The following is a 20,921-nucleotide window of genomic DNA, read 5'->3' on the forward strand; positions in this document are numbered from 1 at the left end:
CTCAGCTGTAGACGTGGGGCGCGAGGATGGCGACATCCCGCAGGTTGCGGTACTTCTCCGCGTAGTCAAGGCCGTAGCCCACGACGAAGTCGTTCGGGATGTCGAAGCCGACGTACCGGCAGTCGATCTCGACCTTCGCCGCCTCGGGCTTGCGCAGGAGCGCGAGAACTTCGAGCGACTCGGCACCGCGCGACTGGAAGTTCTCGAGCAGCCAGCTGAGGGTGAGGCCCGAGTCGATGATGTCCTCGACGATCAGGACGTGCTTGCCGTGCAGGTCGGCGTCGAGGTCCTTGCGGATCTGGACGACACCGCTCGACTTCGTGCTCGCGCCGTAGGACGACACCGCCATCCAGTCCATCGTGATGTCGCGCTTGAGCGCGCGGGCGAAGTCGGCCATGACCATCACCGCGCCCTTGAGGACGCCGACGAGGATGAGCTCCTTGCCCTCGTAGTCGGCCTCGACCCGGGCGGCGAGCTCGGCCAGCTTGGCCTGGATCTCCTCCTCCGTGACGAGGACGTCGGTGAGCTGGTCGGCGATCTCGGCGGCACGCATGCGACGAGTTTAGGCGCCGCTCCCGCCCGCCGAGAACTCGACGAGTCGGCCGACGCGGCGGGCGCGGCATCCGGGAAGGTCGATCGGTCCCTGGCCGGAGTAGTCGGTCACGAGCCGGGCGACCTCGAGGGTCTGGCTGCGCGACAGGCTCTCGTGGAACTCGCTCTGCACGACGTGACGGATGATGCGGTGGCGCAGCGCCGGCGGGTTCGCCGCGAGCGCCGCGACAGAGATCGCGATGCCCGCCTCGGCCGGCTCGACGATGTCTTCGATCGTCTCGGCGATCATGTCGTCGAAGGCCTGCGCATCCTCGCGCAGCTGCTCGGCGGTGCGGGCCAGCGCCTCGGCCACGCCCGGACCGAGCTCGGACTCGAGGAGGGGCAGCACACGCTCGCGGACCCGCACCCGCCGGAAGCGGTCGTCGCGGTTGTGCGGGTCGAGCCAGGGGTCGAGTCCGGCCGCCGCGCACGCCGCGACCGTGGTCTCTCGGCGGACCGCGAGCAGCGGGCGAAGCCAGCGCACGCCCGAATCGTCATCGGTGCGGTCGGGGGCCATGCCCGCGAGGCTCGTCGCGCCGGCCCCCCGAGCGAGCCCGAGCAGCACCGTCTCGGCCTGGTCGTCGAGCGTGTGGCCCAGCAGCACGGCGGCGGCGTTCGCGTCGCGCGCGGCATCCCTCAGCACGCCGTAGCGCGCCTCACGGGCCGCGGCCTCGGGCCCGCCCGCGGTGCCGACCTCGACGCTCACGACCAGCGGGTCGAGACCGAGCTCCGCGGCGGCGCGGGCGGCGGCGAGCGCGGCCTCGTCGGAGCCCGGCTGCAATCCGTGGTCGACCGTCACCGACGCCGCGCGCAGGCCGAGCTTCGGGGCCTCGAAGGCGGTCGCGGCGGCGAGGGCCAGCGAGTCGGGGCCGCCCGAGAGCGCGACGATCACGGTGCTGCCCGCGGGCAGTGCCGACAGCGACGCGCGCACGGCGCGACGGACCTCGGCGAGGGCGGGGTTCAGCGACGGCACGCCCCTACGGTAACCGGGCCCGTGCCGTCGGCGGGCTGAGAGCCTCGGCAGGCGCAGCCTCGGGCGGGAAACTCGGGCTGAGCCTGTATGCGGCACGGCGAGCGGCGCGAAGTAGGCTGGACGGCGGCATCCCACCGTCTTATCGAAGGAGCACACGTATGGGCGCGTACGACGCCGTCATCGAGATCCCCCGCGGCAGCCGCGTGAAGTACGAAGTCGACCACGGCACCGGCCGGGTCTTCCTCGACCGCGTGCTGTTCACGCCGATGGGATACCCCAGCAACTACGGCTTCTTCGAGAACACCCTCGGTGAAGACGGCGACCCGCTCGACGTTCTCGTGCTGCTCGACCGCGACATCTACCCCGGCGTGCTGGCGAAGGTCCGCCCCGTCGCCGTGCTGAAGATGAGCGACGAGGCCGGCGGCGACGACAAGGTCGTGGCCGTGCTGGCGAAGGACCCGCGCTGGGCCCACATCCAGGATGTCGACGACATCGACGACTGGACCAAGAACGAGATCGGCCACTTCTTCGAGCACTACAAGGACCTCGAGCCCAACAAGTGGGTCAAGGTCGACGAGTGGGCCAACGCCGCCGAGGCCGAGCGTCTCGTCGCCGAGGCGTTCGAGCGCTTCGAGGAGCACGAGGGCCAGACCAAGACGCAGGGTGAGGGCGAAGCGCCCAACTCGCTCTGAGTCTCACCCGGACGCGAGGAGGGGCGGATGCTGCGGCATCCGCCCCTCCTTCGTCGTTCCGGGCTCGTGAGCGTTGAGGCTCAGACCGAGATGCCGCGGTTGCGCAGGAACGGCGCCGGGTCGATGCGGACGCCGCCCTGGTAGATCTCGAAGTGCAGGTGGCAGCCCTGTGAGATGCCGGTGTTGCCGGCGTAGGCGATGACCTGTCCGGCCGAGACGCGCTGTCCGTATCCGACGTTGTAGCCGCCGTTCTGGATGTGCGCGTACCCCGAGATGATGCCGCCGCCGTGGTCGATCTTGATGTAGTTGCCCCAGTCGCCGGTGTAGGAGGCGTGGACGACCGTCCCGGATGCGGCGGCGTAGATCGGCGCGCCGCAACCGCCGGCGAAGTCGATGCCGCGGTGACCCGTGGTGCAGTACCCGTTCGAGCAGATCGTGCCGCGGTTGCCGAACCACGAGCTGATGTAACCGGGGCCGGGGCGCACCCATCCGGAGGGCTGGACCTGACCGGCACCACCGCCGCCGCCACCACCACTGTTACCGCCGCCTCCGCCGCCGCCACCACCACCGCTGTTGCCTGCCGCAGCGGCCGCCGCTGCAGCTTCCTGACGACGACGCTCTTCCTCCGCGGCACGGCGGGCTGCTTCTTCGCGCTCGCGCTGCTTGCGGGCCTCTTCGCGGCGACGCTCCTCCTCGACGCCCGCCTGGTAGCCGGCGACCGTGGCCGCCGTCTCGTCCTTGAGCGCCGCGAGCTGAGCCTGGAGGGTCGCCATGTTGGCGGTCTGCTCTTCGAGGGCGGCCTGGGCGACCGCTGCTGCTTCCTGAGCGGCGGCGAGCTTCTGCTCGGCCTCCTTCTGCAGGCGGTCGCGCTCGTCGCGGGCCACGCCGGCCTGGTCGCTCAGGCTCTGCGCGGTCTCGCGGGCGGCGACGGCATCCGTGTAGATGCCGCGGTTCGCCTGCAGCAGCTTGTCCATCGTGCCGAGTCGGGCGAGCAGGTCATCGGCGCTCGCAGCGGAGTCGGAGAAGAAGAGCTTGAGGCTCGTGTCGTCGCCGCCGTTGCGGTAGAGCTGCGCCGCGAGCTTTCCGGCTCGGCGGGCCGCCTCGAGGGCGGCTGCCGACTGGGCGTCGGCCTGCTCCTGAAGCGAGGTCGCGCGGTACGCGGCATCCTCGAAGTCGGCCTGCGCCTTGGCGTATTCGGCCCCCAGCCGTTCGGCCTCGGCCTGCTTGTAGGCGACGTCGGCGGTGAGGTCGGCGATCAGCTTCTCGATGCGCGCGATCTCGGCAGCCTTCGCGGACTCGTTGCCCTTCGCGCGCTGCACGTCATCCCACGACGGGTAGCCCTCGATACCGAAGGCGGACGGGATGCCGGGGGCGAGGAACGCCGTCGCTGCGACGAAGCCGACGGCGCCGAGGCCGAGGGCGCCGCGGCGCGAGATCAGCTGCGAGAGCTTCTTGCTCTCTGCGGGCGTCGGGGCGCAGCCGCAGTCTTCCGGGGAGTCGAGGCTCTCGTATCGCACGCGGGTGATCCTCCATATCGCGTGGGCAACTTCGTTCACAGTAGCAACACACGTCACATCGCCGAAAGCGTCGGGGGCTGCGTCCGGCGCGCGCGAACCGGGCCATTGTGCCCCGCAGACACGCCCGGGCGGCGGACGCCACGCCCCCGATTCGCACATCGGCGCCGGATCGCATATGCTTGTCCCTCGGTAAGCGTGAACGTTTGACTCCCGAGTCTGGGTTCGCTCGGCCCCATCGTTTAGCGGCCTAGGACGCCGCCCTTTCACGGCGGTAGCACGGGTTCGAATCCCGTTGGGGTCACTCCCACAACTTAATAAGCATGGCCCTGTAGCGCAGTTGGTTAGCGTGCCGCCCTGTCACGGCGGAGGTCGCGGGTTCAAGTCCCGTCAGGGTCGCTCTAAAGCGACGGGCCCTTTGGTTTCCAGAGGGCCTTTCGTCTAGGACATGGCATCCTCTGACGCCATGCGGCTCTGTAGCTCAGTTGGTAGAGCGCACGACTGAAAATCGTGAGGTCACGGGATCGACGCCCGTCGGAGCCACACGGACCGTCATTACAACGGCCCCAGAAACCCTCGCCTAGCTTCTACATGGCGGGGGTTTTGCTTTGCCCTGGTGCCGCCGCGCGTCGCGCCGGCCGCCCGGGCGAGGACCTATCGTCGAGGCATGAGTGCGTCGCAGTCGCCGCGGAGCCCACGGACGAAGCGCCTTCGCCGCTGGGCCGTGGCATCAGCGGCTCTCAGTGCCGCAGCGTTCATCCTGTCGATCGTGTTCGCGGGCGCACTTCCGGCTGCGCCGGCACTGATCTACCCGGCGTTGCACTTCGTCGGCCTCGCGACGGGGCTTACCGGTTATCTCCTGTGGCAGCGGTCAGACCCGGCGTACGACTACCGGCAGGAGTCAGCGGGAGACGGTGATCAGTCACACCCGCGAAGACACGACTGAGGCGGACCGGCGCGCGGTCGCCGGCGCAACGGCGGCGCGGCCACCACGGCTTCGAGTGACGACGACTGCTCCGCCGACACTGATGCGAACCGCTGGATGCCTGCGGCGAGGAGCAATCCGGCGGCCGCGAGCGTCGAGACTCCGATCCCGAACCGCAACGTGGTGCCGAGGATCATGAGACAGGCTCCGACCGTGACCGCTACGAGCGACCATCGCCGCCCGACGGCAACCCCCGCAGCGCCGACCACCAAACCGATGGCACAGAGACTCAGGCCCGGGACCAGCACCTCGGCCCATGATCCGAGTCCCGTCTCGCCGGCAGGGCGAGCCCCGGTGTAGACCGTGGCGGCATGAAACCCGCACCAGCTGATCCAGGCGACCGACCCCGACGCGAACACGATGAGCGTGACCGCGCGACGTCGCGACGGCCCTCCTGCCGCGACGACGAGGCCGACGAGCAGCAGCAATGCCGACATGCCGCCGAGCCCCACCGCGACACCGAAGTACCCGAGGCCGTCGCCGCAGACCCATTCGCCGCTGTCTGCCCATGCTCCGCCGGCGCCCCACGAGCAGTTGTAGTGGAGGGTGTCGCGAAACAGAGGGAGCGTCGCACCAGAACTGAAGACCGCCGACAGCCCGCCGACAACGACGGCGAGCGCCGCAAAGCTGCGAGGCAAGGTACCCACGGTGAAGAGCCGGGCGCCCTTCACTAGGCCACCGGGTCAAGCAGCGTCGGGTCTGCGGGATCGACCGTGCGGGAGTTGCTGACCTTGCGGTCGACGACGTGCTCACGGATAGTCGAGGCGACCTGACCGGACGTGTGCTCGAGCATCGCGAGGGTCTCCGCCTTGCGGTCGCCGGTGAGCTTCTCGGGCGTCAACCAGGCATCCCACGTGTCCGGCGTCAGGAAGGCCGGCATCCGGTCGTGCACCTGTCCGCTCGCATCGCGCGCCTCGCGGGTGATGACGACGAAGCAGCGCGTCTTCTCGCCGGTCGGGAGTTCCATCGACCAGGTGAGCCCGGCAGCCGAGAGCAAGCCGTCGCCGTGGAGGAAGTGCGGGGTCTTCGGGGTCTTGTCGCCGGTCCACTCGAAGTAGCCCCGCATCGGAACGATGCACCGAGCCGCGCTGAACGCCGGCGCCCAGAATCCCTGGCCGAGCTTCTCCATCCGCGCGTTGATGATCGGACCGCCCCGCGGGCGATTCGCCGGCTTCTGCCAGTCCCAGCGGACGAGCTCCAGCACCCGCCCTTCGCCCCGGTCGCGGACGATCGGGGCATCCTCGGTCGGCGCGATCGAGTAAGCGCCAGCCCACGACTTCACCCAGTCCTCGGGGTCGCCGCCCTCGGCGACGTACTCCCGGATCAGCTCGTCCGTCTTGGCGTCGTTCGCGAATCGCCCGCACATGTCAGCGACCCTACGACCCGGGGCGGACGGCGTCGAGCGGATACCTCTGCACCTTGGCCGAGGTACGGAGGCACCCCGGGCTCACGCCGGCTCGGTAATCCGGACGAGTCCGCAGTTCAGGCACGACCACGCCACGAGGAACGCCTCGTCGTCGAGGATCTCGAAGCGCAGCGGATCGCCGCAGGTCGGGCAGACCCACGGTGCCGGCTGCGCGCTCACGCGCCATCCCGATCGGTCACCCGCCGAGCCTAAACGCCGCATCGCACCGCCGGGCGAGCGCGACGGCATCGTGCGGCGCCCTCCCCCGCGCGTCGTTGTCGAAATACACCCACACGTCGCGCGGCCGACCGTCGGATGCCGCCGACCCGTCGGCCCATCCTCGGATGCGGTCCGCCCACTCGTCGAGCTCGGCATCGGTGTACCCGCTGGCGTACAAATCGGTCGCGCCGTGCAGCCGGACGTACACGTGCCCCGCTGTCGTGACCTCCTCGAACCGCGGAAAGCGTCCGGCGGTGTCGGCCACCACCAGAGCGGTGTCGTGCGAACGCAGCAGCGCGAGCGCGGCATCCGACCCGAACCCGGCCGACCGAGGCTCGAGAGCGTGTCGGATCGGACGGTCGTCCTCGATCTCGAGCCACGCCCGCCCGTCGAGGCGCTCGTCGTGCCGCTCGGCGAGCGCAAGCGCCTCGCCGGTCGTCCGCGGTAGAAGCGCCAAGAACTCTGCAAGCACGTCGGCGTCGAACTCCTCGCGTTCGGGCAGCTGCCAGAGCACGGGGCCGAGCTGCCGCCCGAGCGCGAGCACTCCCGAGGCGAAGAAGTTCGCCAGCGCCGTCTCGACTGCGCGCAGGCGCAGCATGTGCGTGACGTAGCGCGAGCCCTTGACGGCGAAGACGAACGACTCGGGCACCTCGCTCCGCCACCGTTGATAGCTCGACGGGCGCTGCAGCGAATAGAACGACCCGTTCAGCTCGGCCGTCGACATCCGCTCGCCCACGTATTCGAGCTCGCGCCGCTGAGCGAGGCCCGTGGGGTAGAAATCACCGCGCCACCCGGCGTACCGCCACCCGGAGATGCCGACGCGCACCCGGCCGGCGTCGGCTCCTGCAGGTCGCGCGTTCATGATTCCGCAGTCTCCGCCCGCGAACCGACGCATGAAAAGGGGGTTGCCCTCGCCGCCGCATCCCAGAACACCGGCGCGTACCCGCATAGCCGCGCGCCCTAGGATTCGACGGACGCACCGGGCACCACAGGGGGAGTAACGATGGCCGCAACGCGACGCTCGAACGCGCGGGGACGCCGCAAGCGCCGGGCGATCGGGATCGGCGCTGCGGTCGCCGGAGTCCTTCTCGCCGCTGCGGTCGGCGGGTGGTTCGCCGTCGATGCGATGCAGCGCGCGAGCACGACGCCCGACCCGGCGGCATCCGCGGGCAGCCCTACTCCCGACGCCGAGACCCCGACGCCCGAACCGCTGTCGCCGGCGGAACAGCTCGTCGCCGACGCGAACGACCCGAACGCGTGCGCCGTGTCGTTCTCCGGCGACGCCATCGACATCGCCCCGGTGCTCGAGACGCAGGGAAAGCCGTACGCCTCGCTTCCGATCCCCTCGCGCGAGGGCATGGTGTTCGCCGGCTGGTACGACACCGCCGAGGATGCCGCTGCGCTGTCCATCCCCGGCCGGCTCAACGGCGCGGATGCCGTCGCCTGCGACGCGCAGCAGCGGACCGTGCACGCCGCGTGGATGAGCGCCGCCGACAACACCGCCGCGAAGACGCGCATCCCGATCCTGATGTACCACCAGTTCACCACCAAGCCCGAGGGCGAATCCGGCTGGCTGCGGGGCAACTACGCCTACGTCGGCGACTGGGAAGCCCACCTGCGCTACATCTCCGAGCAGCAGTTCTACCTGCCGACGTGGCCGGAGCTGAGCGCTTTCATCGACGGCAGGCTCTTCCTGCCCGACCACTCGGTGATCGTCACCGACGACGACGCCGATCCGTCGTGGCTCGAGCTCGCCGTGCCGCTGGTGGAGAAGTACCGCGTGATGACGACATCCTTCGTGATCACCGTCAACGGGTCCGGCCCCGAGCTCACGCCGTACGTGCTCAAGCGCTCGCACACCCACGACATGCACGCCGCAGGCGCCGACGGCAAGGGCCGCATCGTCACCTGGACGCATGACGAGATCGTCGCCGACCTCGACACCTCGGCGAGCGTGCTGGGCGGAACGAAGGAAGTCGTCGCCTACCCGTTCGGCCACTACAACGACGCCGCCAAGCAAGCGGTCGCCGACGCGGGCTTCGAGATGGCTCGCACCATCGAGCCCGGCTACGTCTCGATCGGAACCGACAAGCTGGCCCTGCCGGTGGTGCGGGTCAACTACGGGATGACCGTGGATGACATCGAGAAGGCCATCGGGTGAATCTCAGGCGATATCCAAAGAGTCAACCGCTTGTACGCATATGAATCCTCAGTACTGTGTGAATTCCCCCGTCCGTTTCGACTTGCGAGCGCTCCATGGATCTGACGATCGTCGTCCCGACCTTCAACGAGGGTCCGAACGTCGTGGAGCTGCTGCGACGGATCGGTGACGCGGTCGATAACCGGATGATCGAGGTCGTCTTCGTCGACGACTCGACCGACGACACCCCCGCGATCATCGAGCGGGCGGCGAAGACCGCCGACTTCCCGGTGCGCCTGGTCCACCGCGACGAGCCGGTCGCGGGACTCGGCGGGGCCGTGGTCGAAGGCATCCGCACCGCGAACTCGTCCTGGTGTCTCGTGATGGACGGCGACCTGCAGCATCCGCCCGAGGACATCCCGCGGCTGCTCGCACGAGCCGACCGCGGCGACGTGGACATCGTCGTGGCCTCGCGCTACATCGCCGGCGGTGACTCCAAGGGGCTCGCCGACGCCACGCGAACGACCGTCTCGCGCGCGTCGACGCTGCTGACCAAGGCGATGTTCCCGCGGAAGCTCGGTGAGTGCAGCGACCCGATGACCGGGTTCTTCCTCGTCGACCGCGACACGATCGACATCGACGCGCTGCGTCCGCGAGGCTTCAAGATCCTGCTCGAGATCCTCGCGCGCCGCCACATGCGCGTCGCCGAGGTGCCGTTCGCGTTCGCGCCGCGATACGCCGGCTCGTCCAAGGCGACCTTCACGCAGGGCATCCGGTTCCTCACGCAGCTGCTCATGCTCCGCTTCGGACGGATGTCGGCGTTCGCCCTCGTCGGCGGTGTCGGCGCGATCGCGAACCTCGTGATCATGTGGGGTCTCATCCGACTGGGGATGGACTATCTGCCGGCATCCATCATCGCCAGTGAGATCACGATCATCGGCAACTTCCTGCTGCTGGAATACCTCGTCTTCTCCGACATGCGCTCGGAATCGGGCAGTATGACGCAGCGGTTCGTGAAATCGTTCGCGTTCAACAACGCCGAGGCGATCATCCGGATCCCGGTGCTGTGGGTGCTCGTCGAGAACGCGCACATCCCGAGCGTCATCGCCGCCGGACTGACCCTGATCGCGGCGTTCGTCGTGCGCTTCGTGTTCCATGCGCTCGTCGTCTACGCGCCCAAGAGCCAGCGGGTGCCGGCAGTGCTCGAGGCCGCCCCCGAGCGCGCCCGCGCCGCCGAGTACTGAGCGGACGTACCCTGGAGGCATGACCGCTTCCACCGACACGATCACGATGTTCGGCGCCGACTGGTGCCGCGACTGCCGCCGCACGAAGGCTCAGCTCGACGAGCTCGGTGTCGACTACACCTACATCGACCTCGAGGCGGAGCCCGCCGCAGCCGATGTCGCGCGTGAGATCTCGGGCCGCACGCAGATCCCCGTGGTGGTCTACCCCGACGCGACGCACCACGTCGAGCCGAGCAACGACGACGTCGCAGCCAAGCTGCGCGAGCTCTCGCTCATCTGACCCGCGCGCTCTGCGCTCTCTGCGCCGGGCGCGGATGCAAGACATCCGGGCCGACACCCCGCGGCGGATGCCGTTCGGCCGGGGTGTCGGGCCGAATCCCTTGCATCGCGGCACGCGGGCCTCAGCCCGGGGCCGGGGCCGGGCCGGGCCGACGGACAGGCGAGCACTGATAGGCTGAGGGTTCTTGCGGCGCGCTCGCGCCGCACGCGTCGTAGAACGCCTTCCGCCCCACCGGGTCACGACCGGCATCCCGCGGACTCTTTCGTACGGCGACCCCGCATGCGCACCCGCATCCGGGCCACCGATCAGGGCGCCGACGTGCGCCCGGAGAAACGCTCCCTCATGACTGACACCACTTTCCGCACGCTCGGCGTGCCCGCTCCCCTCGTCGAAGCCCTCGCGAAGGACGGCAAGACCACCGCCTTCCCGATCCAGGTCGACACCCTGCCCGACACGCTCGCCGGACGCGACGTGCTCGGTCGCGGCAAGACCGGCTCGGGCAAGACGCTCGCCTTCTCGATCCCGATGGCCGCGCGCCTCGGCGGCGAGCTGGCCGGCGGCAGCCGCCGGGCGACCCGCATCCTGGGCCTCGTCCTCGCCCCCACCCGCGAGCTCGCGACGCAGATCAACGCGACCCTCGAGCCGCTCGCGGCGGCCTACGGCATGAAGACGACCACCATCTTCGGCGGCGTCAACCAGAACCGTCAGGTGCAGGCGCTCAACGCCGGCGTCGACATCGTCGTGGCCTGCCCGGGCCGCCTCGAAGACCTGCTGCAGCAGCGCCACCTGACCCTCGACTCGGTCGAGATCACGGTCATCGACGAGGCCGACCACATGGCCGACCTCGGCTTCCTCCCCGCCGTCACCCGCATCCTCGACAAGACGCCGCGCGACGGGCAGCGGATGCTGTTCAGCGCGACCCTCGACAACGGCGTGGACAAACTCGTCAAGCGCTTCCTGCAGAACGAGGTGCTGCACTCCGTCGACGAGGCGCACTCGCCCGTCGCGGCGATGACCCACCACGTGTTCCACCTCGCCGGGGCCGAGGAGAAGAAGGATGTCGTCAAGGCGCTCGCCTCGGGCATGGGCCGCCGAATCCTCTTCACCCGCACCAAGCACGCGGCGAAGAAGCTCGCCAAGCAGCTGACCTCGCAGGGAATCCCCTCGGTCGACCTGCACGGCAACCTCTCGCAACCGCAACGCGACCGCAACCTCGCGGCGTTCTCGTCGGGCACCGCGAAGGTGCTCGTCGCGACGGATGTCGCCGCGCGCGGTGTGCACGTCGACGACGTCGAGCTGGTCGTCCACGTCGACCCGCCCATGGAGCACAAGGCGTACCTGCACCGCTCGGGTCGCACCGCCCGCGCGGGCGCCGAGGGCGCCGTCGTCACCCTCGTGATGCCGGGCCAGGAGCGCGACGTCAAGGATCTGCTCCGCAAGGCCGCCATCGCCGTCACCCCGGTCACGGTCACGGCCGAGTCGCCCGAGGTCGTCGCCCTCGTCGGAAAGGTCGCGCCGTACGTGGCTCCGGCCCCCGTCGAGGTCGCACCCCGCGGCACGAGCCAGGGCGCCAACGCTCAGCGCAAGCGCGCCGCACGCGATGCTCGCGAGGGCGGTTCGTCGAACGGCGGTGGTCGCTCCGGCGGTGGCCGCGGTCGCGGCGGACGCGGGCAGGGTCAGGGCGCTGGTCAGGGCGCTGCCGGTGGTCGCGACGGCCAGGGCGCACGCTCGGGCGGTCAGCGCGACGCGCAGCAGAGCCGCGGTGGACAGCAGTCCGCGCGCGGCGGCCAGACCGCCGACCGCGCACCCCGCGAGACGCGCGATGCCGCTCCCGCGGGCAACCCGCGCCGCACCGGCCGTCGCGCCTCGTCGAACGGCGGCGCCGCGGGCGGCAAGCTCATGGTCGGCTCGGTCGTGCGCCAGAACAGCGCCGGCCGCCGCGGCGGTCGCTGACCCGCAGCATCCGGCTCACCCCGGCATCCGGCGCTGACCCGGCCCGGTCCGGCCGCCGAGCCCGAACTCAGCGTCGTGCGCATCGATCTCGGCGGTGACCTCGGCGACGCGACGGTGCACACCGCCCGGCGTAAGCCACCCCGCCGAGAGCGCACGCTCGCCGCGAGAATGCACCCTTGACCATGCGTTCTCGCGGCGACGGTGCGTTCTCGGCGGGCGCGGCGGGCGCGGCGCGGCGCGGCGGCTCAGACCGAGAGCGCGAACTCGGCGTCGAGGGCGTCGATCTCGCGGGTGATCTCGGCGACGCGACGGGCGCGCTGCTCGGCGGGGAGCCAGGATGCCTCGAACGACGAGATCGCCATGCGGCGGACCTGCTCGTGGGTGGCGCCGATCTGGTCCGCGACGATCCCGTACTCGGCGGCGAGAGTCGTGGGGAACATGCCCGGGTCGTCGGAGCACGGGATGACGTTGAGTCCGGCCTCCAGCATCGCGGCGATCGACGCGCGACGCCAGGGCCGCCACGAGCGACGCGACGTGGTCGAGGCCACGGTGAACGCGACCTGGTCCTCGCGCATCCGCTCGACGACGGCGTCGTCTTCGAGCACGTAGTAGCCGTGGTCGATACGGTCGCAGCCGAGCAGGTCGAGGCACGTGATCGTGTTGACGGCGGTCGGGGCGTGCTCCGACGAGTGCGCGGTACGGCCGAGCCCGGCCTCGCCGGCGAGGCGATAGGCGTCGACGAAACGCTCGGGCGGACCGGCGGTCTCGAGGTTGTCGAGGCCGATGCCCGCGACGTACGGATGCGGGTTGTCGACGACGCGCCGGACTACCGCGAGCGCCTCCTCGCCGCTGCGGCTGCGGTCGATGCCCTGGATCATCAGCCCGGTCATGCCGAAGTCGCGCTCGGCCATCCGGATGCCCTCGGCGTAAGCCTCGACCGCGCCGAGATAGCCGAGAGACTCGAGGTGCGGCGGCAGCGCGTCGAAGAAGAGCTCGAGGTGACGGGTGCCGCTGCGACGGTGGGCGTCCTCGAAGGCCTCGTACACGATGCGGGTCAGGTCGCCGGCATCCCGAAGCACCTCGACCACCCAGTTCGACACCTGGAAAAGCGAGTACGACACCTCGGGCTCGTCGGCGGCGCGCTGCTGCGGAACCGGGATGCGCGTGTCGCGGTACAGCGCCGGGTCGGGCGGCAGCGAGTTGATGTCGGCGAAGATGCGCTCGGGATCGGCGGGCAGCTCGAGCGACTCCCGGCGGGCGAGCTCCGCGAACGTCGACGCGCGCACGGTGCCGATGAGGTGGCAGTGCAGGTCGGCCTTCGGCAGGCGCTGAAGGTACTCGGCGGGGAGGGATGCTGCGGAGGTCATGGTGCCGTTCGTGCGTCGTGAAGCGATGCGGTCGGAGAACCGCGGGAAGAAGCCCGGCCGCCGAGGATGGGGGGTGCTCGACGGCCGGGCGGTCTGGATCAGCGCGAGGCGACCTCGCGCGCGAACCGCTCGACCCACTGCGCACGGTTCGGGACGATCTCGGCCGGGTCGAGCGTGGCGTAGCCCGCCGCGATCGGGTCGGCGGCGATGTCGCCGACGACGGCGGTGATCTCGGCGGGGATCGTCGCGTCGAGGGCGACGGGCAGGTCGCCGACGATCTCGGCCGATGCCGTCTGCGCCTCGACCGAGAGCAGGTAGTCGATGAAGGCGTACGCGCCCTCGAGGTTCTTCGCGCCGCTGGGGATCATGGCGCGGTTGGTCGCCATGTAACGGCCCTCGGCGGGCGCGGTCCACGCGACGGGCTCGCCGGATGCGATGAGCGTCGTGGCGAAGCCGCTGAGGGCGTCGGCCGCGACGATCTCGCCCTGCGTGAGGAGGTTGGTGACCTCGGTCGACGACGAGTAGAACTGCAGGATGTTCGGAGCCCACCCGCCGATCGTCGTGTAGGCGGTGTCGATGTCGTAGGGGCCGTCACCGAAGGTCGAGGCGACGCCCGAGACCGCGAGCTGTCCGGCCGTCACCGCGATGTCGGGGAAGGCGAGGCGGCCGCTGTAGGCGGAGTCGGCGTAGAGCGACCAGTCCGCCGCCTGCGCGGCATCCAGTTCATCGGTGTTGTAGAGCGTGCCGTTGAGCTGGTAGCTGTAGGCCGGCCCGTCGTAGCCCTCCTCGACGGCGAAGTCGGCGATCTTCGCGAGGTTGGGGACGTCGGATTCGTCGAAGTCCTGGAACAGGTCCTGCTCCTGACCGGATGCCGCGAACGTGTCGGAGATCAGCATGACGTCGATGCCGGCGTCACCACCGGCGAGCTGCAGCTGCGACAGGCGGTCGGCGTTCGAGCCGGTCTCGATCTCGACCGTGATGCCCGTCTTCTCCGTGAAGGGGTCGACGATCGCCTCCTGGAACTGCTCGACCCCGAACGGGAACGCGCTGACGACGATCGAGTCGCTCGAGGCGTCGTCAGCGGAGTCTCCCGAGCCGCCGGAGCAGCCGGTGACGACGAGGGCCGTGGCGGCGACGGCGGCGGATGCCGCGAGGACGCGGCTGGTGCGGGTGCGGATCATGCGGGTTCCTCTCGGAGCTCTGCGGGCGGGCCGCAGGGGCGCGGGTTCTGGTGCGGGTGCGGGTGCTGGTGCGGGTGGAACGTGTGGAGCGGGCTGTCTGCGGAGGTCAGGCCGCGAGACGGATGAGACGGGCGGTGGGAGCGGTGACGGTGACCCGGTCGCCCGGGCGGGCGGCAACGGCCTCGTCGCGAACGTCGGCGATGAGACGCACGGCCGCGCCGGTGGCGTCGGCGGTCTCGACCGTGACGAGACGGTCGACCCCGCGGTAGGCGACGTCGAGCACGACTCCGTCGAGCGCGAGCCCGGTGCCGTCGGCGGGGAGTCCGAGAGCGAGATGCTCGGGGCGCACGGTCGTGAGCGTCCCGTCCGCCGCGGCGAGGAAGTTCTCGTAGCCGAGGAACTCCGCGACGAAACGGTTCGCGGGGGCGGTGAACACCTCCGACGGTGCGCCCTCCTGCATGATGCGGCCGTCGCGCATGAGGACCATGCGGTCCGACATCTCCAGAGCCTCGTCCTGGTCGTGCGTGACGAGCACGACGGTCAGGCTGGTCTCGGACTGGATGCGGCGGATCTCGGCGCGCATCTGCACGCGCAGGCGCGCGTCGAGGTTCGACAGCGGCTCGTCGAGCAGCAGCAGGGTCGGGCGGATGGCGATGGCGCGGGCGAGAGCCACGCGCTGCTGCTGCCCGCCCGAGAGCTTCTTGGGCCGGCTGGCCGCGAGGTGGCCGAGGCCGACGAGGTCGAGCGACTCCTCGACCCGGCGACGGCGCTCCGCTGCCGGGACCTTGCGCAGCTTCAGACCGTATCCGACGTTCTCGGCCACGCTCATGTGCGGGAACAGGGCGTACGACTGGAACACCATGCCGAGCCCGCGCCGCTCGGGCGGGGTGCGGGTCGCATCGGCGCCCGCGATCATGATGCGGCCCGAGGTGGGCTGCGTGTAGCCCGCGAGCATCCGCAACGAGGTGGTCTTGCCGCATCCGCTCGGCCCGAGCAGCGTCGTGAGCTGCCCCGAGGGGATGGCGAGGTCGATGTCGTCGACGGCGGTGAAGTCGCCGAAGCGCTGGGTCACCCCGACGAACTCTGCTGCGGTGGTCATCGGTTGATCCCTCCGAAGATGCGGGCGAAGCCGACAGTGCGCTCGGCGATGACGGCGATGACGACGGTGCCCGCGAGGATGATGGTGCTCGTGGCCGCGACCATCGGGTCGTAGCTCTGCTGGACGTAGTCGAGCATGGTGACGGGGAGCGTGCGGAAGTCACGGCTCTGCAGCAGCAGCGACAGCGGCACGTTGTTGAACGAGGTGACGAAGCTCAGCAGCCCCGCCGAGAAGATGCCGGGTCGCAGCAGCGGCAGGGTCACGGAGAAGAACGCGCGCAGCGGCGAGGCGCCGAGGCCGCGGGCAGCCTCCTCGATGCCCGGGTCGGCGAGCGCGAGCGACGCCCCGGTGACGCGCACCGCATAGGGCAGCATCAGCACGGTGTGGCCGATGAGCAGCACCGGGAAGTTGTCGAGCCGCAGGCCGATCATCAGCTGCTGGTAGAGGGCGAGTCCGACGACGAGCTCGGGGACGATGAGCGGCGAGAGGAACAGGCCCTCGACGAGTCCCTTGCCGGGCAGCCGGCCGCGGTGGATCGCCAGCGTCACCGGAACGCCGATGAGCAGCGCGAGCACGGTCGCGATGAGGGCGAGCTGGAGGCTCGACAGCAGCGCGCTGATGAACGGGTCGTAGTTCAGCGCCGCCTCGAACCACTGCAGCGAGAAGCCCTCGGGCGGGAAGCGCAGGGTGCGTCCGCCCGTGAACGCCGTGGCGACCACGAACAGGATCGGCACGATCATGATGATGTAGCCGGCGACGGCGAGGGATGCCGCGACGGGACGACTCGTCTTCACGCGGTGGCCCCCCGTCGTCCGGCGACGGCCGACAAGCCCGACACGGCGAAGACGAGGACCGTCATGATGATGGCCGTCGCGCTGGCCGCCGCCCAGTCGATCGTCACGCTCGAGTACGAGTAGAGCTGGGTCGACAGCATCCGCTGGCTCGATCCGCCGAGCAGGTAGGGGGTCGTGTAGGCGGTGACGCTGCCCGCGAAGACGAGGGTCGACGCGACGACCATGCCCGGCGCCGAGAGCGGCACGACGATGCCCCAGAAGGTGCGGGTGCGGCTCGCGCCGAGACCGCGCGCTGCGTCGTCGAGTCCGGGATCGACCTGCGCGACGGCGGAGTAGCAGGAGATGATGGCGAGCGGCAGGAAGAGCTGGGTGAGGCCCAGTACGATCGCGAGCTCGGTGTAGAGCAGCTGCGGCGCCCGGTCGACGAGCCCGAGTCCGGTGAGGAGCTGCCCGATCGCCCCGTTGGAGCCCAGTAGCACGAGCCAGCCGAAGGTGCGGACGACGTTGCTCAGCAGCAGCGGGAAGATCGCGAGGGCGAGCAGCACACCCGACCAGCGCGAGGTCGAGCGGGCGAGCAGATAGGCGATCGGGAACCCCAGCACGATGCAGATCACCGTGACGATGAGGCCGAGCCCGACGGTGCGCCCGATGATCGCGAGATCGAACGGGTCGGTCAGCATCCTGCCGAGACGCTCGAGGATGTCGACGGGGCTGACGCCGGGCGGGGCGAACAGCATCGCGATCGACGGGATGAGGAACCCCGCCAGCAGGAGCGCCAGCCCGGGGAGGGCCAGCAGTCCGGTGCGGCGTGAAACCACGAGCGAACTCCGTTCGTGCGAAGGGTGCGGGCGCAACCGGTTGCGCAACCGGTTGCTCCTACCGTAGAGCCCGAGCGGGGCGCGTCGCGACCATTCGTGTTAACACCGTGTAAAACCGCGGTTCGGCGGCGACGCAACCGGTTGCTTCCGCTCAGTAGGATGAGCGGACCGTCGCTCCCTGCGGCGGCGGGACGAAGGGGGCGCGGTGACGACACTCGCCGATGTCGCCGCGCATGCGGGTGTGTCGAAGTCGACGGCATCCCGGGCGCTCAGTCGCCCCGACCTCGTCGCGCCCGAGACGGTCGCGCGGGTGCGCGCCGCGGCCCAGACGCTCGGCTTCATCCCCAATCGAGCGGCGAGCCACCTCGCCCGAGGACGCAGCGGCATCGTCGCGCTCGTCGTCCCGACCCTCGACAACGCCTTCTTCACGCCGATCATCGCCGGGGCCCAGGAGCGCGCCCGCGAGTCGGACCTGCAGCTCACGGTCGCGGTGCACCGGCTCGACGACGTCGACGGGCTCGACGGATTCGAACGCCTCGCCCGGCAGGTCGACGGCTGCATCCTCGTCGCCCCGCGCGGTCCCGACGACATCGTCCGCGCCGCCGGCGCCTTCGGACCGACGGTCCTCGTCGACCGCGAGATCGAGGGCATGACCTCGATCGTGGCCGACACCGCGAGCGCCTTCGCCGAGCTCGCGACGCGCCTGGCCGGCGCCGGTCACCGCGGGATCGTGTACCTCGGCGGTCCGGACGGCTCGTGGCAGGACCGGCAGCGCTCGGCCGCGATCGAGGCGGCGGTCGGCGAGCGCGTCGAGCTGACTGCGCTCGGCCCCTTCCCGGCGACGTTCGCGGCGGGTGTCGCGACCGCCGACGCGGTCATCGACTCGGGCGCGACCGCTGTGGTGCCCTATGCGACATCCATCGGCCTCGGTCTCGTCTTCGCGCTTCGCGCCCGCGGCGTCGCCTCGCCCGGCGAGATCGTCGTCAGCGCGGAACGCCTGGTGGCCGAGGCGATCGGGGCCGACGACGTGCCCGCGATCGACGTCGACGGTGACGAGCTGGGCCGCGAGGCGATGGCCGCGCTCATCCCGATGCTCGCCGCGCCACCGGCCGCCCCCACCCGCCGACGCCTCGGCGTGTCGGTGCACTGGCCCCCGGCCCACCCCGCCGAGAACGCACTCTCGTCGCGATAACGCACCCTTCTCGGTGCGTTCTCGCGGCGGCGGTGCGTTCTCGGCGCCGGCGCCGCCGGCGGGCGGCGCGTCAGCGGGCGAAGCGGTCGGTCGCGGCGACGAGGGCCGCGGCGATGCCGGGCTCGCCCGCCGAGTGGCCCGCGTCGTCGACCATGACGAACTCGGCCTCGGGCCAGGCCCGGTGCAGGTCCCATGCGGTCATCGGGGGCGTGCACGCGTCGTAGCGACCCTGCACGATGACGCCCGGGATGCCGCGGAGGCGGCCCGACGCGGCATCCTCGATCAACTGCCCCTCGCGCAGCCATCCGCCGTGGAGGAAGTAGTGGTTCTCGATCCGCGCGAACGCGGTCGCCGACTCCGCCTCGGTCATCCCGGCCACCAGCTCCGGGTCGGGACGAAGGGTCACGGTCGAGGCCTCCCAGCGCGTCCAGGCCTGGGCGGCGGGAACGTGCACCGCCGGATCGGGGTCGGTCAGCAGCCGGTGGTACGCCTCGATCAGTCGGCTCCGCTCGATGACGGGCACCGGGGCGAGGTAGTCCTCCCACAGGTCGGGGAACAGCGCCGCCGCCCCGCCCTCGTAGAACCACTCGAGCTCGTGGCGCCGCAGCGTGAAGATCCCGCGCAGCACCAGCTCGGAGACGGCATCCGGGTGCGACTGCGCGTAGGCGAGCGCGAGCGTCGAGCCCCACGAGCCGCCGAAGACCTGCCACCGATCGATGCCGAGGTTGCGCCGCAGCAGCTCGATGTCGGCGACGAGGTGCCACGTGGTGTTGTAACGCAGGTCGGCGGCCGGGTCGCTCGCGTGCGGCGTCGACTTCCCGCAGCCGCGCTGGTCGAACAGGATGATGCGGTAGGCCTCGGGGTCGAAGAAGCGGCGGTGCCACGGCGAGGTTCCGCCGCCGGGGCCGCCGTGCAGGAACACGACCGGCTTGCCCTCGGGATTGCCCGACTGCTCCCAATAGACGCGCTGGCCGTCGCCGGCGAGCAGGAAGCCCGTCTCGTAGGGCTCGATCTCGGGATACAGGATGCCGGCCAGGGCGGCCGACACGCTCACCGTGCGGCTCCGCGGTCGCGTTCGTTCATGCGCTTTACCGTACCTGCGGCGCGTCGCCCACCGCGTCGCCGCACGGAGACGAGCCGGGATGCGCCGCCTCAGGCCCTCCGCCCGAGACGCCGCTCGCGTCGACCAGCTCGCGGGGATCGCGGATCGACCGCAGCGGCGACAGCACGACCCAGACGACCGTGAGCATGACGCCCGCACCCGCGATGGCCATCCCGGCGCGGGTGCCCACCAGCTCGCCGAGCCCGCCGCCGAGCGCCGCGCCGATCGCGACCACCCCGTACGAGACCCAGCGCATCGTCGCGTTCACGCGCCCGAGGACCTCGTCCGGCGTCCGCAGCTGACGCAACGTCACGGCGACGACGCTCGACAGCGACGTGCCGGCTCCGTTCAGCGCGAACGCCGCCGCCAGCACCGCCACCAGCACCGCGGAGGACCACGATGCGGGCACGAGCGGCAGCATCGACAGCGCGATGCTCTCCGCGACTGCGCACGCGATCAAGACCGCCCCCGCACCGAAGCGGCGCACCGCCACCGGGGCACTCGCCGCGGCGGCCACGGCACCGACGGCACCGAGCCCGAAGATCAACCCGAGCTGCCCCGCATCCAGCCCGAGCTCGCGGACGGCGTGCACCGTGAACAGCACCGTGATCGCCTGGGCGAACAGGTTGTAGATGGCGGCGAACCCGACGAGGGCGACCAGGAAGCGATCTCGCCGCACGAAACGCAAGCCCTCGCGCAGCTCCGGCAGTGCACCGCGGCCGCTGGGGACGGGGCGCTGTTCCCGGGTGGAGATGCTCGTCAGGGCGAGTGCCGAGACGAGGTACGTGGCCGCGGGAGCGATGAGGGCCCAGGCGGCGGTCAGCGTCTGGACGAGCAGCCCCGCCATCCCGGGCCCGCCGATCTGAGCTACGGCGGCCGTCGCCTGCAGGCGGCCGTTCGCCCGCTCGAGGTGAGACCGGCCCGCGACGGTGGGCAGATAGGACTGGTAGCTCACGTCGAACGCCACGGTGAAAGCGCCCAAGAGCAGGACCAGCCCGACGAGGGCGGGCAACGTCAGCGCCCCGGCGACGGCGAGGCCGACGATCACGACCGTCAGGAGAGCTCGGGCGAGGTCCGCGACGATCAGGATGCGGCGGCGACGGGACCGATCGACGAGCACGCCGAGCGGCAGCGCGAGGAGCAGGAACGGCACCCATTTCGCCGCGCCCAGCAGCCCCACCTCGCCGGCGCTCGCCCCGAGCACCACGACGGCGAGCAGCGGGAGAGCGAGGTCGCCGACCTGCGCCCCGACGGATGAGGCCCCCTGCGCGACCCAGAGACGACGGAAGTCCGCGCCGAGTCCACTCGAGGAGCGCCTAATGGGTGCACGCGCTTTCATGCGTTACACCCTGTCAGCCCCGAACTAATGGCA

The 20,921-nt window shown here is 70.8% G+C and carries 22 protein-coding genes and 3 tRNA genes; 10 read left to right on the forward strand and 15 right to left on the reverse strand.

The window, feature by feature from the left end; all coding sequences use genetic code 11:
* Position 1: 1 nt before the first annotated feature.
* Positions 2 to 553: a hypoxanthine phosphoribosyltransferase gene (gene hpt / locus CBF90_RS00110; protein ID WP_023952935.1), complete on the reverse strand. Its 552-nt coding sequence runs from the start codon at positions 551 to 553 to the stop codon at positions 2 to 4.
* A 9-nt stretch (positions 554 to 562) separates the two neighbouring features.
* Positions 563 to 1,564, reverse strand: a complete 1,002-nt coding sequence (tilS, locus tag CBF90_RS00115; protein ID WP_088379604.1) for a tRNA lysidine(34) synthetase TilS — start codon at positions 1,562 to 1,564, stop codon at positions 563 to 565.
* 158 nt (positions 1,565 to 1,722) lie between these two features.
* On the opposite strand from tilS, the gene CBF90_RS00120 reads away from it, so the two are divergent.
* Complete coding sequence (locus CBF90_RS00120; RefSeq protein ID WP_064956402.1) at positions 1,723 to 2,256, forward strand: inorganic diphosphatase; 534 nt, start codon at positions 1,723 to 1,725, stop codon at positions 2,254 to 2,256.
* Between the two features lie 80 nt (positions 2,257 to 2,336).
* Here CBF90_RS00120 and CBF90_RS00125 read toward each other — a convergent pair whose 3' ends face one another.
* The gene (locus tag CBF90_RS00125; protein ID WP_023952938.1) at positions 2,337 to 3,773 is read right to left on the reverse strand and encodes a M23 family metallopeptidase; all 1,437 of its coding nucleotides are present in this window, start codon (positions 3,771 to 3,773) and stop codon (positions 2,337 to 2,339) included.
* Positions 3,774 to 4,001: 228 nt separating this feature from the next.
* Here CBF90_RS00125 and CBF90_RS00130 point away from each other — a divergent pair.
* The 4 genes from CBF90_RS00130 (at position 4,002) to CBF90_RS18135 (ending at position 4,716) form a co-directional block, all read left to right on the forward strand.
* Positions 4,002 to 4,074 (forward strand) — tRNA-Glu (locus CBF90_RS00130).
* A gap of 21 nt (positions 4,075 to 4,095) precedes the next feature.
* A tRNA-Asp gene (locus tag CBF90_RS00135) sits at positions 4,096 to 4,169 on the forward strand.
* 71 nt (positions 4,170 to 4,240) lie between these two features.
* A tRNA-Phe gene (locus tag CBF90_RS00140) sits at positions 4,241 to 4,313 on the forward strand.
* A 124-nt stretch (positions 4,314 to 4,437) separates the two neighbouring features.
* Complete coding sequence (locus tag CBF90_RS18135) at positions 4,438 to 4,716, forward strand: hypothetical protein (protein ID WP_141097102.1); 279 nt, start codon at positions 4,438 to 4,440, stop codon at positions 4,714 to 4,716.
* On the opposite strand, the gene CBF90_RS00145 is transcribed toward CBF90_RS18135, so the two are convergent.
* The 4 genes from CBF90_RS00145 to CBF90_RS00160 all read right to left on the reverse strand — a co-directional run bounded on the left by CBF90_RS00145 (position 4,689) and on the right by CBF90_RS00160 (position 7,241).
* Positions 4,689 to 5,393: a hypothetical protein gene (locus tag CBF90_RS00145; RefSeq protein WP_141097103.1), complete on the reverse strand. Its 705-nt coding sequence runs from the start codon at positions 5,391 to 5,393 to the stop codon at positions 4,689 to 4,691. The genes CBF90_RS18135 and CBF90_RS00145 overlap by 28 nt on opposite strands.
* Positions 5,394 to 5,425: 32 nt before the next feature.
* Positions 5,426 to 6,121 (reverse strand): SOS response-associated peptidase, encoded by a 696-nt coding sequence (locus CBF90_RS00150; protein WP_088379606.1) that lies wholly within the window; start codon positions 6,119 to 6,121, stop codon positions 5,426 to 5,428.
* Positions 6,122 to 6,202: 81 nt separating this feature from the next.
* Entirely contained in the window at positions 6,203 to 6,340 is a 138-nt protein-coding gene (locus tag CBF90_RS00155; protein ID WP_242435540.1) for a hypothetical protein, read from the reverse strand.
* Positions 6,341 to 6,356: 16 nt separating this feature from the next.
* On the reverse strand, positions 6,357 to 7,241 hold the full coding sequence (locus tag CBF90_RS00160) for a DUF72 domain-containing protein (RefSeq protein ID WP_088379854.1): 885 nt from the start codon (positions 7,239 to 7,241) through the stop codon (positions 6,357 to 6,359).
* A 141-nt stretch (positions 7,242 to 7,382) separates the two neighbouring features.
* On the opposite strand from CBF90_RS00160, the gene CBF90_RS00165 reads away from it, so the two are divergent.
* The 4 genes from CBF90_RS00165 (at position 7,383) to CBF90_RS00180 (ending at position 11,996) form a co-directional block, all read left to right on the forward strand.
* Positions 7,383 to 8,540: a polysaccharide deacetylase family protein gene (locus CBF90_RS00165; RefSeq protein ID WP_088379607.1), complete on the forward strand. Its 1,158-nt coding sequence runs from the start codon at positions 7,383 to 7,385 to the stop codon at positions 8,538 to 8,540.
* A gap of 95 nt (positions 8,541 to 8,635) precedes the next feature.
* A complete protein-coding gene (locus CBF90_RS00170) occupies positions 8,636 to 9,763 on the forward strand; it encodes a glycosyltransferase (RefSeq protein ID WP_088379608.1) in 1,128 nt (375 codons plus the stop codon).
* 19 nt (positions 9,764 to 9,782) lie between these two features.
* Positions 9,783 to 10,043, forward strand: a complete 261-nt coding sequence (locus CBF90_RS00175; protein WP_023952954.1) for a glutaredoxin domain-containing protein — start codon at positions 9,783 to 9,785, stop codon at positions 10,041 to 10,043.
* Between the two features lie 342 nt (positions 10,044 to 10,385).
* Positions 10,386 to 11,996 (forward strand): DEAD/DEAH box helicase, encoded by a 1,611-nt coding sequence (locus CBF90_RS00180; RefSeq protein ID WP_036305249.1) that lies wholly within the window; start codon positions 10,386 to 10,388, stop codon positions 11,994 to 11,996.
* A gap of 15 nt (positions 11,997 to 12,011) precedes the next feature.
* Here the strand turns inward: CBF90_RS00180 and CBF90_RS18340 are convergent, their stop codons facing one another.
* From CBF90_RS18340 to CBF90_RS00205, 6 genes are all read right to left on the reverse strand, one after another.
* Positions 12,012 to 12,170: a hypothetical protein gene (locus tag CBF90_RS18340; protein ID WP_172407755.1), complete on the reverse strand. Its 159-nt coding sequence runs from the start codon at positions 12,168 to 12,170 to the stop codon at positions 12,012 to 12,014.
* A gap of 71 nt (positions 12,171 to 12,241) precedes the next feature.
* Complete coding sequence (locus tag CBF90_RS00185) at positions 12,242 to 13,363, reverse strand: adenosine deaminase (protein ID WP_023952958.1); 1,122 nt, start codon at positions 13,361 to 13,363, stop codon at positions 12,242 to 12,244.
* Between the two features lie 98 nt (positions 13,364 to 13,461).
* Positions 13,462 to 14,544: an extracellular solute-binding protein gene (locus tag CBF90_RS00190; protein ID WP_088379609.1), complete on the reverse strand. Its 1,083-nt coding sequence runs from the start codon at positions 14,542 to 14,544 to the stop codon at positions 13,462 to 13,464.
* Between the two features lie 106 nt (positions 14,545 to 14,650).
* Complete coding sequence (locus CBF90_RS00195) at positions 14,651 to 15,643, reverse strand: ABC transporter ATP-binding protein (protein ID WP_088379610.1); 993 nt, start codon at positions 15,641 to 15,643, stop codon at positions 14,651 to 14,653.
* Positions 15,640 to 16,437 carry an ABC transporter permease gene (locus CBF90_RS00200; RefSeq protein WP_023952964.1) on the reverse strand — a complete coding sequence of 266 codons (798 nt, stop codon included), beginning with the start codon at positions 16,435 to 16,437 and terminating at the stop codon, positions 15,640 to 15,642. Before CBF90_RS00200 ends, CBF90_RS00195 begins: the two co-directional genes overlap by 4 nt.
* Positions 16,434 to 17,255, reverse strand: coding sequence for an ABC transporter permease (locus tag CBF90_RS00205; RefSeq protein WP_036304705.1), 822 nt, complete (start codon positions 17,253 to 17,255; stop codon positions 16,434 to 16,436). Before CBF90_RS00205 ends, CBF90_RS00200 begins: the two co-directional genes overlap by 4 nt.
* Positions 17,256 to 17,460: 205 nt before the next feature.
* On the opposite strand from CBF90_RS00205, the gene CBF90_RS00210 reads away from it, so the two are divergent.
* On the forward strand, positions 17,461 to 18,447 hold the full coding sequence (locus CBF90_RS00210) for a LacI family DNA-binding transcriptional regulator (protein ID WP_064956414.1): 987 nt from the start codon (positions 17,461 to 17,463) through the stop codon (positions 18,445 to 18,447).
* A 70-nt stretch (positions 18,448 to 18,517) separates the two neighbouring features.
* Here CBF90_RS00210 and pip read toward each other — a convergent pair whose 3' ends face one another.
* Together pip and CBF90_RS00220 are read right to left on the reverse strand one after the other, a co-directional pair.
* Entirely contained in the window at positions 18,518 to 19,495 is a 978-nt protein-coding gene (pip, locus tag CBF90_RS00215; RefSeq protein ID WP_071919453.1) for a prolyl aminopeptidase, read from the reverse strand.
* 40 nt (positions 19,496 to 19,535) lie between these two features.
* On the reverse strand, positions 19,536 to 20,888 hold the full coding sequence (locus CBF90_RS00220; RefSeq protein ID WP_088379611.1) for an MFS transporter: 1,353 nt from the start codon (positions 20,886 to 20,888) through the stop codon (positions 19,536 to 19,538).
* Between the last annotated feature and the right edge of the window lie 33 nt (positions 20,889 to 20,921).

Source organism: Microbacterium sp. AISO3, assembly GCF_002204305.1.
Lineage (GTDB): Bacteria > Actinomycetota > Actinomycetes > Actinomycetales > Microbacteriaceae > Microbacterium > Microbacterium arborescens.